This window comes from Acinetobacter sp. CIP 102129 (genome assembly GCF_000368305.1).
GTDB classification, from domain to species: domain Bacteria; phylum Pseudomonadota; class Gammaproteobacteria; order Pseudomonadales; family Moraxellaceae; genus Acinetobacter; species Acinetobacter parvus.
In genome coordinates this window covers 627,518-641,346 of sequence record NZ_KB849341.1, presented here as the reverse complement: position 1 = coordinate 641,346, position 13,829 = coordinate 627,518, and the positions used below count along the sequence as shown (strand labels likewise).

The following is a 13,829-nucleotide window of genomic DNA, read 5'->3' as shown; positions in this document are numbered from 1 at the left end:
TGGCAGGGGCGGCTGGATTCGAACCAACGGATGGCGGGATCAAAACCCGCTGCCTTACCACTTGGCGACGCCCCTAATCGGTAACCTTGAAATGCCGTAATGGCGATTCTGCCAAACCATTCACCAAGTATGCTTTACAAGGCGCATTTTGCAAAATTTGCTTTACATTCATTTCCTGAATTACTTCAGTGAAAACACAGGCACCTGTACCTGTAAGCTTTGCCTGACCAAACTGATCCAGATATTGCATTGCTTCCTCAACTTCAGGGTATAACTGTCGAGCCAGAGGTTCAAAGTTATTTCCGAAAAGAGAAGGTTCTAACTGATAGGCGCAAAATGTAGTGGGCTTGGTATCTCTTGTCAATGTTTTTTGTGAAAAAAGCAGTTGAGTGCTGATAAAACAGTCAGGTTTTAAAACAATGAATTGTTTTTGAGCTAAGTCTATGAATGATAAATGTTCACCCACTCCTTCAGCCCATGCATTTTGCCCAAAAATAAAAATTGGAACATCAGCGCCAAGCTGTACGCCATAGGCTGCAAGTTGCTCATCATTTAACCCACACTGCCATAATTGGTTCAGTACAATCAATGTGGTTGCGGCATTGGATGAGCCGCCACCCAGACCTGCACCCATCGGGATATTTTTTTCCACTGAGATCTTTAATCCACAGGGTGTCTTGGCATGTGGACGCAGGTATTGTGCAGCCCGATAAATCAGGTTTTGTTCCAGTTTTACTTCGGTTAATCCCTCAATCTGAATCTGATTTTCTTCAATGGCCTCAAAACTGATCCAGTCATAAAGATCAATCAGTTGGAAAATACTCTGCAATTCATGGTAGCCATTGTCACGGCGACCCACGATATGCAGGAATAAATTAAGCTTGGCAGGGGATGGGACACGTAAAATGGTCATATTTGCTTCCGTAACATTTAAGACTGCACCCACCAATTCTCTAGACGTAATCCAGCCACACGTTCAAACTCACGTATGTTATTGGTGACACAAATGAATCCCTGACTACGGGCATGCCCTGCAATCATGGCATCATAACTGCCAATAGTTTTGCCTGTTTTTGATAGTTCAGCCCGAATTTGTGCGGTATGTGCTGCGGCATAATTGTCATAATCAAGGACGATCAGATTTGCCACAAATTTTTCAATTTCAGTCAGATTGGTTTGGGGATTGGATGATTTTTCTGCACCGTAATACAACTCCATTAAGGTGATCGAGCTGATACAAAGATAATCCTGATACTTGGAAAACTGTTGGATGACTTCAATCGGCTTTTTCTTAATCGCATAGATGCAGATGTTGGTATCCAGCATGTATTTCAACATGATTAGAAACTTTCTCGTTCTTGCACAATCGGTTGCTCACGTTCCTGAAAACAATCTTCGGTCAGTTGTGATGGCGTATTCATCCATAATTCCCAGCGTTTTCCAATAGGGGTTAAAATTCGTGTATCTCCAATACTAATCACTTCTACCTGTTTGATATGTTCAGGAAAAGCAACCGCTTTGGGCAAACGTACCGCTTGGTTGCGATTATTTTTAAAGATCGTTGCTTTTTCCATCGTGATACACCTATTTGGAAGTATATGTTTTTAGTATATCCCAAAATGTTGAATGAAACACTATCTGTTCTGAATAACCATTGTAATACGGTTTTCTTGATCTTCCGCAAGTGCCTGCTTCAACAAAAGCTTGTTGGGCAAGGTCTGGGTGTCGTTATAACTAAAATCAACCGTCCAGCCATCTTCAATCAGTTGTTTTAAACGGTTGTTTTGATCTTTGGTGATCTGGGCGTTTGCTGTGGCTGGTTTGGCTTGAATCCAGTAGGTTAAATGCATAATCGGCGCTTGCCAACCTGTGGCTTTTTCCAGCAATTCTTCAGGAGAGGCTGCGGTAATTAAGCCCGTTTTGGCGCTATTCAATGTCACTTCGCCAGGCTTACCCTGAATCTGGGTTTTACCCACTCCCAAAATGCCTGTGAGTTCAATGTCGAACTGATCCTGTTGCTGTAGCCATGTAAAGAATGCACTACCTGACTGCTGTGGGGTGCGCACTCCAATTTTGCCCTGTAAGTTAAAATTGTTTTCATCTTGTAGCTGTGGTGAGGCAATCACTTTATTCGGTTGACTTAAATGTTGACACCCACTGAGAAACAACACACTACTGCTACACATGGCCAGACATATTTTTGCAAACAAACGCATGGGGTTAACTCTTTTTTACGGTTACAGGTAAGATTAAGCCATCAAGTTGTTGTAATTGTGGGGCATTTGCATGTTTTTGTTTCAGTTGCTGTAACACATCGCTAAATTGGGCGAGTGAACCCTGCATATACAGCGCCTTGGCATAGCGAATCCCAATATTCACATTCTGACTAATACTATAGGCTTGTTGTAGCGCCTGAACTGCGGTATCAAAATCATTTTGTAAAAAGGCAATATAACCAAGTGTATCCAGAATAGAGGCTTGTTCTGGTGCGTATTCCAGTGCCAGTTCAGCATATTTGCGCGCTTCCTTTAAGCGGCGATTCTGCAATGCCAAGGTATAGGCATAGGCATTCAGATAGGTTGGACTGTTTGGTTCGATTGCCAATAGCTGTTTGAGTGTTTTATCCAGTTTATCCCGATCTGTATATGGGTCGAGCAATAACACCTCAGCATAGATCAGCTCTGGGTCATCTGGAATGTTCTTGATCGCTTCATCCAGCAGGGTCAGGGCCGCTTTTTTATTGTCCATTTTCTTTAAAATGTCGGCTTGGGCCTGATAAAGAAAACTGGCGTGCTGAGGATAGTTGACCCGTTCCTGAGTCAGGAAACGCAATGCATCATTTAGTTGTTCCTGCTTCTCAAAAATCGCAATCATGTTTCGGCGGGACACGATATACAAGCTGCCATCAACAAGACGATAATAGGCCTTTGCCGTTTCATAATGCTGTTTGCGCTGTGCATTAATCGCAAGATAATAATAGGCTTCATTCTGGTATTTTGCCGAAGAGCGTAAATCAATCAGATATTGTTCCGCTTTCTCATATTGCTTGAGGTCAATACTGGTTAAGCCTGCAATAAACAGAGCCTCCTCAGCCTGAGGATGGTCTTTAATAATATTTTCAAGCTTGTCTAAAGCTTCCTGTTGCTGGTTGATTTGGATGTAGTAACGTGCTTCAGCCAAGCGGACATCAAGGTTATTCCTGTTTTTACGACTGGCCTTGGCAAACCATTTTTGTGTGGCGGTATCATCGCGTAAAGCCATGAGTAAGTTGGCTTTCATCAGGATAAAGCTGGTGGATTTTGAACGTTTGCGTAAGGCACGGTTAATATTGCTCAGTGCCTGTTCATATAAGCCATCCTGTGCCTCTAATCCCGCGATTAACGCTAAAATAGAGGGGTTGTCCTTTTCTTTGCTTGCGCGTAAGGCATTGAGCAGAACTTCACGATCTTGCGCCTGTTCAGGTGCAATACCTGCGAGAATTTGTTCCAAATCGGCGGTTGGGTCAATATTTAAAATCTTGTCCAGTGTCTTGGCCGCAAGTTCATATTCATGTGTTTTCAGGGCAATATGCGATAAATAGAACAAAGCAGGCACATCTTTAGGTTCCTGCTCAACCCAGTGCGTGGCAATGTCCAAGGCTGCCTGTAGATCGTTGTATTCCAGAGCAACATCTAAGGCACGTTGCTTAATGATGGTGGAATTGCTGCGAATGGCAAGCACGGTATAGTTGTGCAGGGCTGTTGCAATATCGTCATAGGCAAGGGAAAATTCGGCAACCATGCTCTGTTGTAGGGCATGTTCAAAGCTTTGGTCAGCATACATATCGTGTATTGCTTGTGCGGAGACATAAGCGTTCATACTACCTAACAACAAGATTGTGGTAGAATACCGTCTAATCGTCTTGCCGTTAAAATAGGTACGGCGATGTAGCTGACGCAATTTTTATTGATCCAAAGTAATGCTTTTTATGACACCGATGTTGCACAATAACATAAATTTAGCGAAATGATGATCTGATATGTCTTTCTTTGCATTGGGTGTCAACCATCAGACAGCTTCTGTTGAGCTTCGCGAACAAATTGCTTTCAATGCAGAGCGATTAGCCCAGCTATTGCTTAAACAACGCCAGCATTCTTCACTGAAAGACATGGTGGTGGTTTCCACATGCAACCGAACCGAAGTGTATGCCATGACGGAAGATGCGGATAGCGTCCTGAATTGGCTGGCCCAAGTGAATAATATTGATGTAAAACAGTTAATTCATCATGTTTATCGTTACGAGAATGCCCAGGCGGTTACACATCTCATGCGTGTTGCCAGTGGTCTGGACTCACTGATGTTGGGTGAACCACAGATTTTAGGGCAGGTTAAAAGTGCATTGGCATTGTCCAAAGATGCGGAAACGGTATCGCCTGAGCTGAATAGTGTTTTTGAATATGCCTTTTATGCGGCAAAGCGGGTTCGCTCGGAAACTTCTGTAGGAAGCCATGCGGTTTCCATGGGCTATGCGGTTGCGCAATTGGCTTCACAAGTGTTTAGCCATCCAGAAAATCTCACCGTTATGGTGGTTGCGGCAGGGGAAATGAATAGTCTGGTTGCCAAGCATTTGGCGGAAATGGGGGTGGCCAAGATTATCATTTGTAACCGTAGTCGTGAACGCGCTGATTTGCTCGCGCAGGATATTGCGCATCAGGTCGATGTTGAAATTATATCTTTTACAGAACTTGCACAGAACCTGCATCGGGCCGATGTAGTTTCAAGCTGTACGGGCAGTTTGCATCAAGTGATTGGTTATGCGGATGTTAAGATAGCATTAAAAAAACGCCGTTATCAGCAAATGCTCATGGTTGATTTGGCTGTTCCGCGTGATATTGATCCAAAGGTTGAATCACTGGACAACGTTTATTTATATGGCGTTGATGACCTGCAAAGCGTGATTGATGAGAATCTGGCACAACGCCGTCAAGCGGCGGTAGAAGCTGAGATTATGGTCAATCAGTTGGCAACCCAATTGATGACCCAGCAAAAGGTCAAGGAGGCGAGTGGCACCATTCAGGCCTATCGCCAGCACAGTGAGGAAGTAAGCCAAAGAGAATTGCTGCATGCTCTAGAGTCGCTACGGCATGGACATGATGCAGAGCAGGTTTTACAGGAATTTGCGCATCGCTTAACACAAAAGCTCATGCATCCAACCTCTATCTTACTAAGAGAGGCTGCCAAGGCTGAAAATCCAGATTATTTTGAGTGGTTACAGCAACATCTACAGTATGTGTTTGAACATGAGCGTAAGCCGAGACAGTAGTTAAGACAACAACCTTAAACCAATCTGCTTGGTTAACTCATTGAGTTGCTGGCGTAAATTTCGGGACTCAATGAGAGAAATTGGTGATTTGAGTTTTAAGCGCAAATATTTTTCCTGAAGTCCTAAAGCGTATTCTTTCGCCAGTTTATCTGCAATTTCAGGTGCCTGTGTAAGTGACTGAATATCGGTACGCTGCATAATATCGGCAATTTCATGGCTGTAGTTGCTACAGGCACCCAGTACATAATAGGTTGCCAATTCCTGATCATCGGGTAAATCATCAAACACAATATTTAATGAGGCTAGAATTTTAGCCAACAGTTCAGTGTGGTCAATGACTGCACGTAATTCTTCAAAGTGAATATATAAAAATGGATGGTGCATTAAGATTGCAATGGCAAAATCCTCATCTTTGGTATGAATGTTAAAAGACAGGGATGCATCATGGCTGATTTGAGGCGTAAAACGTTTACCCAAACCCAGTTTTTCACGGAAAGACTGGGTCAGCAAATAACGAAATGAGCCATGTTTAGGTAACAGTTCGGTTAATTCACGCAGTTCACCCATCACCAGACTTTTACCCTCGGGAGAACTAACATCATGTTGCCCTGTTAAATGCGCAAACACAAAGTCTGACAATAAAGGAGCCTGTTGCAGTAGCTTTTGAAAATTTTCTAAACCCTCTCGACGGATGAGTGAGTCTGGGTCATGTTCATTTGGCAGTACAAAGAACTTTAATTCACGGCCATCGTTAAGCAGGGGCAGGGCAATTTCCAAAGTACGGCGTGCCGCTTTTTGCCCTGCTGCATCACCATCAAATGCAATGGTGATTCGTGAGTTTTGTTTAAACAGGGTGGTTAAATGATCGGCATTGCTGGCTGTTCCCAGGGTTGCCACCGCACCAGAGATGCCATATTGCTGTAGCGCAATCACATCCATATAACCTTCCACCATCAGCCAGTCATTGGCCTTAAGCTTACGTCCTTCATATAAACCATAAAGGAGCTGGTTTTTGTGGAACACTTCCGAGTCAGGTGAGTTGATATATTTGGGCTTGATTTCATCATTTAAGGCACGGCCACCAAAACCCACCACACGACCTTTATGGTCACGGATTGGGAAAATCACGCGGTCACGCAGTAAATCAAAATCCCGACCACTGTCACTGGAACGAATCAAGCCAAGTTGTTTTAACCCCTCAATATCTTGAGGAAAAGCTTTTTCCAGATGCTGCCAATCTTCTGGTGCATAACCCAAGCGCCAAAACTGAATGGTTTGGGCAGATAAGCCTCGTTGCCTGAAATAATTCTGTGCTTTCTGGCTGTTGGGAAGTTGGCGTTCGTAAAATAGTGCAATATTTTCCAGAAGATCATAGAGATTGCCTTCCTGCACCTGTTCATCCATCGTAAATGATGGCTCAAACTGTGCAAAAGGATCATCCATATAAAGATCCACATCCACAAAATGATCGTTGATGGATTCAGGGATGGCTGGTGAGGTTGGACTATTATTCTGTGCTGGTGCAGGTTGTGGTGCAGCGACCTGTTGCGGACTACGCTTATAGGATAGTTTTTTATTGTCCTGATTGTCTTTGGGGAGGTCGATGCCTGTCTTGTTGGACAGTTCTTTGATCACATCGACAAAATTTCGACCATCAATATCCATCAGGAAACGAATGGCATTGCCATTGGCCTGACAGCCGAAGCAATGATAATACTGCTTGTCTCGGTAGACGTGGAATGAAGGTGATTTTTCCTGATGGAAAGGACAGCAGCCTGAATAAGTACGCCCAGTCTTTTTTAACTTCACACGTTGACCAATCAAATCGACAATGTCGGTTCGATCCAGAATTTGATCAATCGTATGCTGTGGAATTGCCATAGGGTTTAACCGTTTAAAACTGGGGGGACATCTTTATGATTTGTCAGCATCATTGTTGCATAAAATGAAAAACAGGCAAGGGTTGGCTTGCCTGTTTGGTGCATTCAGATGACTGCAAATTAATTTGCGGCATCTTCCTCGCCTGGATTGTTGCCAACAACGGCAGCGGCGGCATTGCTTGCAGGTGCTGCCGATTGAACTGGTGCTGATGTTTCAGGCTTATCCAGTAAACCAAAACTCAGACGGTTGGTGAGGCTGCGTTTTTCAGTCTCAGTACTGGCTTCTATATTTTTGCTATCCACATTTTTGGATTGACGACCCAATAAGCCCAAAGTTGCACGGTTGACCCAACTACTGTCTTTACGTGCCGCACGTAAATTGACCTCACCATTTGATTTTACAAGGTTTGGATAGTTGAGCTTCAGGATGTCAACATATTGTTGGGAGGTCGCTGTATCACCAAGCTTTTGGTAACTATAGGCTAGGGTTGCCAAAGCTTCAGGTGTCTGTGGAGTTTGTGGATAGTGTTCAATTACCCATTGTGCACGTTCAGCAGCAGCTAACCAGGCTTTACGTTGAATATTGAAACGCGCCGCATTCATTTCACTTTCGGCCAGTTCCTGACCAATATATTTCATGCGTTGCGCCGCATCGACAGAATATTTACTACTTGGGAAACGGCGGATTAAATCCACAAAGTTTTGATAGGCAACTTTGATGTAGCTGACATCACGGTGTGACTGTTGCAGTGAGGTATAACGAATCAGGCTATCGTAGTTCATTTCCATGTTGGCGACACCACGAACATAATAGGCATAATCAACATTTGGATGTTGTGGATTTAAACGAATGAAACGTTCCGCCAGTGCAATCGTGCCCTCATAATCTTTTTGTTTGAATTTGGCATAAAGAAGTTCAAGCTGTGCCTGCTGTGTATATTGTCCAGTTGGATAATAGGTGTCCAGGGCTTCAAGCGACTTTACCGCATCGGTATATTGATTGCGCTCAAGTGATTTCTGTGCTTTTTCAAAATAAACCTGTTCACTGGATTGTGGTCCTTTATCAACCACTTCTTTCTTGCTTGGATTGCTGCTACAGCCCACAAATGCAGACGCTACGCCTAAAGATAGTGCCAGTATCGTAATTTTATAATGGGGTAGCGACATAAAAATTCCTCTGTTTTTGGGACAATAAGCTACAATGGTGCTATTAAACCATTTTTGTACCGATCATCAAATGACTTCAGCACAATCTTCCAATTCAAATTTCTCTGAAACAGATTTCTTACTCGAAGATTCTGTCGATGCAGATAATCATAATTCTGATTCAACTGCAACACGTTTATCGTTGCAAATTCAACTTGATGAAACCTATTTAGGCCAACGTATCGATCAGGTTGCGGCGATGGTCTGGAGCGAGTTTTCCCGTGAAAAACTCAAGCAATGGATGAAAGATGGTCATCTGTTGGTAAATGGTAACATCGTAAAGCCGAAGTACCGTTGTGAGGGCAATGAACTGCTTACCCTTGAGGTTGAGCTTGAGGCACAAACTTCAAGTCAGCCTGAAAATATTCCACTCAATATTGTCTATGAAGATGACGATATTATCGTCATTAACAAAGAAGTGGGCATGGTGGTTCATCCAGGTGCAGGCAATCCAACAGGCACTTTAGTGAATGCCTTGCTTTACCATGCACCGAAACTGGCGGAACTGTCCCGCGCTGGCTTGGTACATCGTATTGATAAAGATACCAGTGGTTTGCTGGTGGTTGCCAAAAATCTTGAGGCCCAGTTTTCATTGAGTAAACAACTGGCAAAGAAAACCGTTTACCGTGTTTATGATCTGGTGGTATATGGCAATATTATTGCGGGTGGCACCATTGATGAGCCAATCAAGCGCCATCCTGTAGACCGTGTCAAAATGGCGATCTTGCCAGGTGGGCGTGATGCGGTAACACATTATAATGTCAAAGAACGCTTCCGTGACTTCACCCGTATTCAGGCACAACTGGAAACAGGGCGTACCCACCAGATTCGGGTGCACTTTAGTTACCTCGGACATGGCTTGATTGGGGATCCTGTTTATGTCAATCGTGTACGTTTTCCAGCAGGTGCATCGGAAGCATTAATTGATATGCTGCGCAGCTTTAAACGTCAGGCATTGCACGCAGCCAAACTTGGTCTGGTTCACCCACGTACAGGTGAGGAGATGATGTTTGAAGCACCGTGGCCAGAAGATTTCACTCAGTTGATTGAAGTATTACGTCGTGAAAATGAAGCTTACTAAGTAAACCGAATTCGACGTAAATATTACTTAACTTATTGAAAAATATCTTAACGGAGTCTTGCTGAATTCTCAGCGAATTTCAGGATAAGCTTTCCGCTGGACTTACTTTTGTTTTGGCAAAAGTAAGCAAACCCATTGTCATTCGCAAAACTCGTTCACGACTAGCAGCTAGTTTAATAGATCGCAGAAACAACATCTTATTCATGAAGTCCTGTCTCGAACAATTGCGAATGACGTTTCCGAATATCATATTTTTGTCAAAATCACGTTAAGCAAGGAATCATTGATGGAATTTGTACAAGGTTTGCCTAAAGGTGTGTATGTGGGGCAAACGCGTATTGAACATGCTCAGGCAATTGCGACCAGTAACCAAAACCTGACTGGCTTTAACTTGGCTTTGCATGTCAATGATGATCCGCAACGGGTTCAGCAGCATCGTATGATCTTGCTAAATGAATTATCTGCATATGGTGTTGATAAAATTACCTGGATGACGCAAACCCACAGCACCATTTGCCATACCGTGAATGAACAGATTTCATTTGTTGCGCTTGAGGGCGATGGTCTGGTCACCCAGCGCAGAGGTCATGCCTTAATGATGATGACTGCGGATTGTCTTCCTGTGGTCTTGGGCAATGCCGATGGCACCGAAGTTGCCAATCTTCATGCTGGTTGGCTTGGTTTGGCCAGTGGCATTATTGAAAATACGATTGCTGAAATGAAGTCTCAACCCGCTTGGGCATGGTTGGGTGCAGCCATTAGCCAGCCTTGTTTTGAGGTGGGAGCAGAAGTAAAAGTGGCTTTCTGTGAAAAATATCCTGAACTGGAAAGCGCTTTTATTTCAGGTCAAACTGAAGGTAAATACCAAGCCGATTTATATGCGATTGCACGATTTATTTTAAATCGTTTGGGGGTGGAAATAGTTCTTGGTGGTGATCAATGTTCGTATCAGCAAGCAGAGGATTATTTCTCCTATCGTCGTGATGCAAAAACTGGACGAATGGCAACATTTGTATTTTTGCAATAAATTGCATCCTGTGTATGGTCAATTCGCCTTGACGTGTTTAAAAATGTTAAACTTGATCTAATTCATTGGTTTTTAAATTTCCCATGTCTGTTATTGAGCAAATTACTCCCCGAATCAAAGTTTGTGTGATCTACCATAGTCCTTATGGACATACAGCCAAAGTTGCACAATACATCGCTCAGGGTGCCGAGCAGGTAGGTGCAGAAGTGCATCTACTTTCTGTGGCTGCACCGCAATGGGATTTATTAGATCAAGCAGATGTGATCGTGATGGGTTGTCCAACCTATATGGGAAGCTTAACTTCTGCCTTGAAACAGTTCATGGAAGATTCTTCTAAACGCTGGTTGGCTCGTACATGGCAGGGGAAATTGGCTGCTGGTTTTACTAACGGTGGTGGTCTCAGCGGAGACAAATTGGCGGTATTACAGCAAATTAATTTGTTTGCGATGCAACATGGCATGTTATGGGCAGGCTTGCCTTTTATGCCAACGGGACGCAGTCCATTGGATATTAACCGCATGTCGAGTTTCTTGGGCTTGATGACGCAATCTGATAATGCCAGTGTGGAAATCACACCGCCAGAAGGTGACCTGGAAACAGCGAGAAAGTTTGGGAAATATTTGGCGGAACTGCGATTAAAACATGGAGTAATTTAATACTTCATAATAAAAAAACCTCCAATTCGGAGGCTTTCTTATTATTTATGCAACATCCTTGCCTTATCCCTTTGCCAGTCACGATCTTTTTCGGTGGCACGCTTGTCATGTAACTGCTTACCTTTCACTAGCGCAATTTCCAGTTTGACCAGATGACCTTTCCAATAACAGGCAAGCGGCACACATGAATAACCTTTTTGGTTGACTGCACCCAAAAGCTTTTCCAGCTCACGACGAGACAAAAGCAATTTACGGGTACGGGTTGATTCAGGAACCACGTGCGTTGATGCAGACAATAACGGCTGAATTTGTGAACCAAATAAAAAGGCCTCACCATTTTTAAAGATGACATAGCTTTCGGACAGTGTCATACGTCCAGCACGCAAGGACTTTACTTCCCAGCCTTGGAGAGACATACCTGCCTCAAATTTTTCTTCAATAAAGTAATCGTGGCGTGCTCTTTTATTTTGAGCAATCGTGCCACCACTATGTTTTTTTACGACTGTTGCTTTAACCATAATTCAAACTTCCACAATTGCATCTATTGTGCCGTAAAACGCAATCTTTTTCCATCGTTTAGGAATTTCGCGTTTAGCCCGAACATTTGTTAAAATACACCCCTTATCTCATTCACTAGAGTACAACGCATGTCTAAAACACGTGTGATTTATCCAGGGACTTTCGATCCAATTACCAATGGACATGTTGATTTGGTTGCAAGGGCATCAAAAATGTTTGATGAAGTTGTGGTGGCTATTGCAATTGGACATCATAAAAATCCAGTGTTTAGTTTAGAAGAACGTGTTGAACTTGCAAAAGCATCACTGAGCCATTTGAATAATGTTGAGTTTGTGGGTTTTGATGGCTTGTTGGTCAATTTCTTCCGTGAGCAGCGAGCAACGGCGGTACTCCGTGGTTTAAGAGCAATTTCAGATTTTGAATATGAGTTCCAGTTGGCCAATATGAACCGTCAGCTCGATCCACATTTTGAATCTGTATTTTTAACACCCTCAGAGCAATTCTCATTTATTTCATCGACATTGGTGAGAGAGATTGCCCGCTTAAAAGGTGATGTGAACAAGTTTGTGCCTGCCGTTGTGGTTGAGGCATTTGAACGAAAACATCAACAAGGTTGGTAAATGTCCTTATATATTACAGATGAATGCATTAACTGTGATGTCTGTGAACCTGTATGTCCGAATGAAGCCATTTATATGGGGGAGCTGATTTATGAGATTAACCCTGCACTGTGTACAGAGTGCGTAGGTCATCATGATCAGCCACAGTGCCAGTTGTTTTGCCCAGTCGATTGTATTCCGCTTGACCCTCAGCATGCTGAATCCCATGATGAGCTCATGGATAAATATAAAAAGCTGACTGCACAAAAAAATGCGAGCAATTAATTGCTAACTTTGATAAGATGCGCCACGAAGTGGGCTGGACGGTCGCCGCTGTGGAGGTCTTCGTGACTGAAGCAGGGGAGGAAAGTCTGGGCTTCAAAGGGTAAGGTGCTAGGTAACGCCTAGGCAGCGTGAGCTGACGACAAGTGCAGCAGAGAGTAGACCGCCTCATTCGTGAGGTAAGGGTGAAAGGGTGCGGTAAGAGCGCACCGCATGGCTGGTAACAGTTCATGGCATGGTAAACTCCACCTGAAGCAAGACCAAATAGGAATCCATTAGGTGTGACCCGCATCGGATTCGGGTAGGTCGCTTGAGCGTATGAGTGATTGTACGCCTAGAGGAATGATCGTCCTCGACAGAACCCGGCTTATAGGCCCACTTCCAAGATTTTTTGAAAAATACGCTTGACGTATGTAGTGAAAGTTAAGATAATGCGCCCACAGTTTTTGGCTATGTAGCTCAGTTGGTTAGAGCACCGCACTCATAATGCGGGGGTCACAGGTTCAAGTCCCGTCATAGCCACCATTTTATAGACCACGCTCCTGCGTGGTCTCTTTTTGTCTGTTGTTTTTAAAATATGCTGTGCTGTTCAGGATATCAATTTTCTCACTGTATAAAAGACATGCTTTCCCTGGATTTTTACGCTGATTTAAATGTTTGTTGAAATTTGATCAGTTGGAAATTAAAAGACTAAAAACTGCGCATATGTTTCGTGTTTTCAAAACCATAGACTTGACCAGCTATACGGAACACTAGATAATGCGCTCACAGTTTTTGGCTATGTAGCTCAGTTGGTTAGAGCACCGCACTCATAATGCGGGGGTCACAGGTTCAAGTCCCGTCATAGCCACCATTTTATAGACCACGCTCCTGCGTGGTCTCTTTTTGTCTGTTGTTTTTAAAATATGCTGTGCTGTTCAGGATATCAATTTTCTCACTGTATAAAAGACATGCTTTCCCTGGATTTTTACGCTGATTTAAATGTTTGTTGAAATTTGATCAGTTGGAAATTAAAAGACTAAAAACTGCGCATATGTTTCGTGTTTTCAAAACCATAGACTTGACCAGCTATACGGAACACTAGATAATGCGCTCACAGTTTATGGCTATGTAGCTCAGTTGGTTAGAGCACCGCACTCATAATGCGGGGGTCACAGGTTCAAGTCCCGTCATAGCCACCATTTTAAAAAACCACGCTCCTGCGTGGTTTCTTTTTATCTATATGATGCTGCCTGTTATTGTCGTTTCAAACCAAAACAGCGTTGTTCTGGTGTATG

The 13,829-nt window shown here is 43.4% G+C and carries 14 protein-coding genes, 4 tRNA genes and 1 other RNA gene; 10 read left to right on the top strand and 9 right to left on the bottom strand.

Annotation, left to right across the window (positions count from 1 at the left end):
- The 6 genes from F973_RS11095 to F973_RS11070 all read right to left on the bottom strand — a co-directional run bounded on the left by F973_RS11095 (window position 1) and on the right by F973_RS11070 (window position 3,939).
- Window positions 1-75 (bottom strand) — tRNA-Gln (locus tag F973_RS11095).
- The gene (ispE, locus tag F973_RS11090; protein ID WP_171062351.1) at window positions 74-907 is read right to left on the bottom strand and encodes a 4-(cytidine 5'-diphospho)-2-C-methyl-D-erythritol kinase; all 834 of its coding nucleotides are present in this window, start codon (window positions 905-907) and stop codon (window positions 74-76) included. Before ispE ends, F973_RS11095 begins: the two co-directional genes overlap by 2 nt.
- A gap of 23 nt (window positions 908-930) precedes the next feature.
- Window positions 931-1,326: a type II toxin-antitoxin system tRNA(fMet)-specific endonuclease VapC gene (vapC, locus tag F973_RS11085; protein WP_004761825.1), complete on the bottom strand. Its 396-nt coding sequence runs from the start codon at window positions 1,324-1,326 to the stop codon at window positions 931-933.
- A 14-nt stretch (window positions 1,327-1,340) separates the two neighbouring features.
- Window positions 1,341-1,574 carry a type II toxin-antitoxin system VapB family antitoxin gene (vapB, locus tag F973_RS11080; protein WP_004676517.1) on the bottom strand — a complete coding sequence of 78 codons (234 nt, stop codon included), beginning with the start codon at window positions 1,572-1,574 and terminating at the stop codon, window positions 1,341-1,343.
- 60 nt (window positions 1,575-1,634) lie between these two features.
- Window positions 1,635-2,216: a lipoprotein insertase outer membrane protein LolB gene (lolB, locus tag F973_RS11075; RefSeq protein ID WP_004761824.1), complete on the bottom strand. Its 582-nt coding sequence runs from the start codon at window positions 2,214-2,216 to the stop codon at window positions 1,635-1,637.
- 4 nt (window positions 2,217-2,220) lie between these two features.
- A complete protein-coding gene (locus tag F973_RS11070; protein WP_004761823.1) occupies window positions 2,221-3,939 on the bottom strand; it encodes a tetratricopeptide repeat protein in 1,719 nt (572 codons plus the stop codon).
- Window positions 3,940-4,018: 79 nt separating this feature from the next.
- Here F973_RS11070 and hemA point away from each other — a divergent pair, with 79 nt between their 5' ends.
- Window positions 4,019-5,302, top strand: a complete 1,284-nt coding sequence (hemA, locus tag F973_RS11065; protein ID WP_004761822.1) for a glutamyl-tRNA reductase — start codon at window positions 4,019-4,021, stop codon at window positions 5,300-5,302.
- On the opposite strand, the gene F973_RS11060 is transcribed toward hemA, so the two are convergent.
- Window positions 5,303-7,183: a DNA primase gene (locus F973_RS11060; RefSeq protein ID WP_004761821.1), complete on the bottom strand. Its 1,881-nt coding sequence runs from the start codon at window positions 7,181-7,183 to the stop codon at window positions 5,303-5,305. It lies immediately after the preceding gene.
- Between the two features lie 119 nt (window positions 7,184-7,302).
- Window positions 7,303-8,349, bottom strand: a complete 1,047-nt coding sequence (locus F973_RS11055; RefSeq protein WP_004761820.1) for an outer membrane protein assembly factor BamD — start codon at window positions 8,347-8,349, stop codon at window positions 7,303-7,305.
- Window positions 8,350-8,419: 70 nt separating this feature from the next.
- On the opposite strand from F973_RS11055, the gene rluD reads away from it, so the two are divergent.
- From rluD to F973_RS11040, 3 genes are all read left to right on the top strand, one after another.
- Window positions 8,420-9,469 (top strand): 23S rRNA pseudouridine(1911/1915/1917) synthase RluD, encoded by a 1,050-nt coding sequence (rluD, locus tag F973_RS11050; protein ID WP_034431261.1) that lies wholly within the window; start codon window positions 8,420-8,422, stop codon window positions 9,467-9,469.
- 286 nt (window positions 9,470-9,755) lie between these two features.
- The gene (gene pgeF / locus F973_RS11045) at window positions 9,756-10,496 is read left to right on the top strand and encodes a peptidoglycan editing factor PgeF (protein WP_004761818.1); all 741 of its coding nucleotides are present in this window, start codon (window positions 9,756-9,758) and stop codon (window positions 10,494-10,496) included.
- A gap of 83 nt (window positions 10,497-10,579) precedes the next feature.
- Complete coding sequence (locus F973_RS11040; protein ID WP_004761817.1) at window positions 10,580-11,152, top strand: flavodoxin family protein; 573 nt, start codon at window positions 10,580-10,582, stop codon at window positions 11,150-11,152.
- Between the two features lie 41 nt (window positions 11,153-11,193).
- Here the strand turns inward: F973_RS11040 and smpB are convergent, their stop codons facing one another.
- Window positions 11,194-11,670: an SsrA-binding protein SmpB gene (gene smpB / locus F973_RS11035; protein WP_004682825.1), complete on the bottom strand. Its 477-nt coding sequence runs from the start codon at window positions 11,668-11,670 to the stop codon at window positions 11,194-11,196.
- A 129-nt stretch (window positions 11,671-11,799) separates the two neighbouring features.
- On the opposite strand from smpB, the gene coaD reads away from it, so the two are divergent.
- The 6 genes from coaD (at window position 11,800) to F973_RS11010 (ending at window position 13,733) form a co-directional block, all read left to right on the top strand.
- Window positions 11,800-12,291 (top strand): pantetheine-phosphate adenylyltransferase, encoded by a 492-nt coding sequence (coaD, locus tag F973_RS11030; RefSeq protein WP_004676544.1) that lies wholly within the window; start codon window positions 11,800-11,802, stop codon window positions 12,289-12,291.
- The gene (locus F973_RS11025; RefSeq protein ID WP_004761816.1) at window positions 12,292-12,555 is read left to right on the top strand and encodes a YfhL family 4Fe-4S dicluster ferredoxin; all 264 of its coding nucleotides are present in this window, start codon (window positions 12,292-12,294) and stop codon (window positions 12,553-12,555) included.
- 26 nt (window positions 12,556-12,581) lie between these two features.
- Window positions 12,582-12,938: RNase P RNA component class A (gene rnpB / locus F973_RS14190), an RNA gene on the top strand.
- Window positions 12,939-13,000: 62 nt separating this feature from the next.
- Window positions 13,001-13,077, top strand: a tRNA-Met gene (locus F973_RS11020).
- Between the two features lie 251 nt (window positions 13,078-13,328).
- Window positions 13,329-13,405: transfer RNA gene (locus F973_RS11015), tRNA-Met, on the top strand.
- A 251-nt stretch (window positions 13,406-13,656) separates the two neighbouring features.
- Window positions 13,657-13,733, top strand: a tRNA-Met gene (locus F973_RS11010).
- Window positions 13,734-13,829 lie beyond the last annotated feature (96 nt).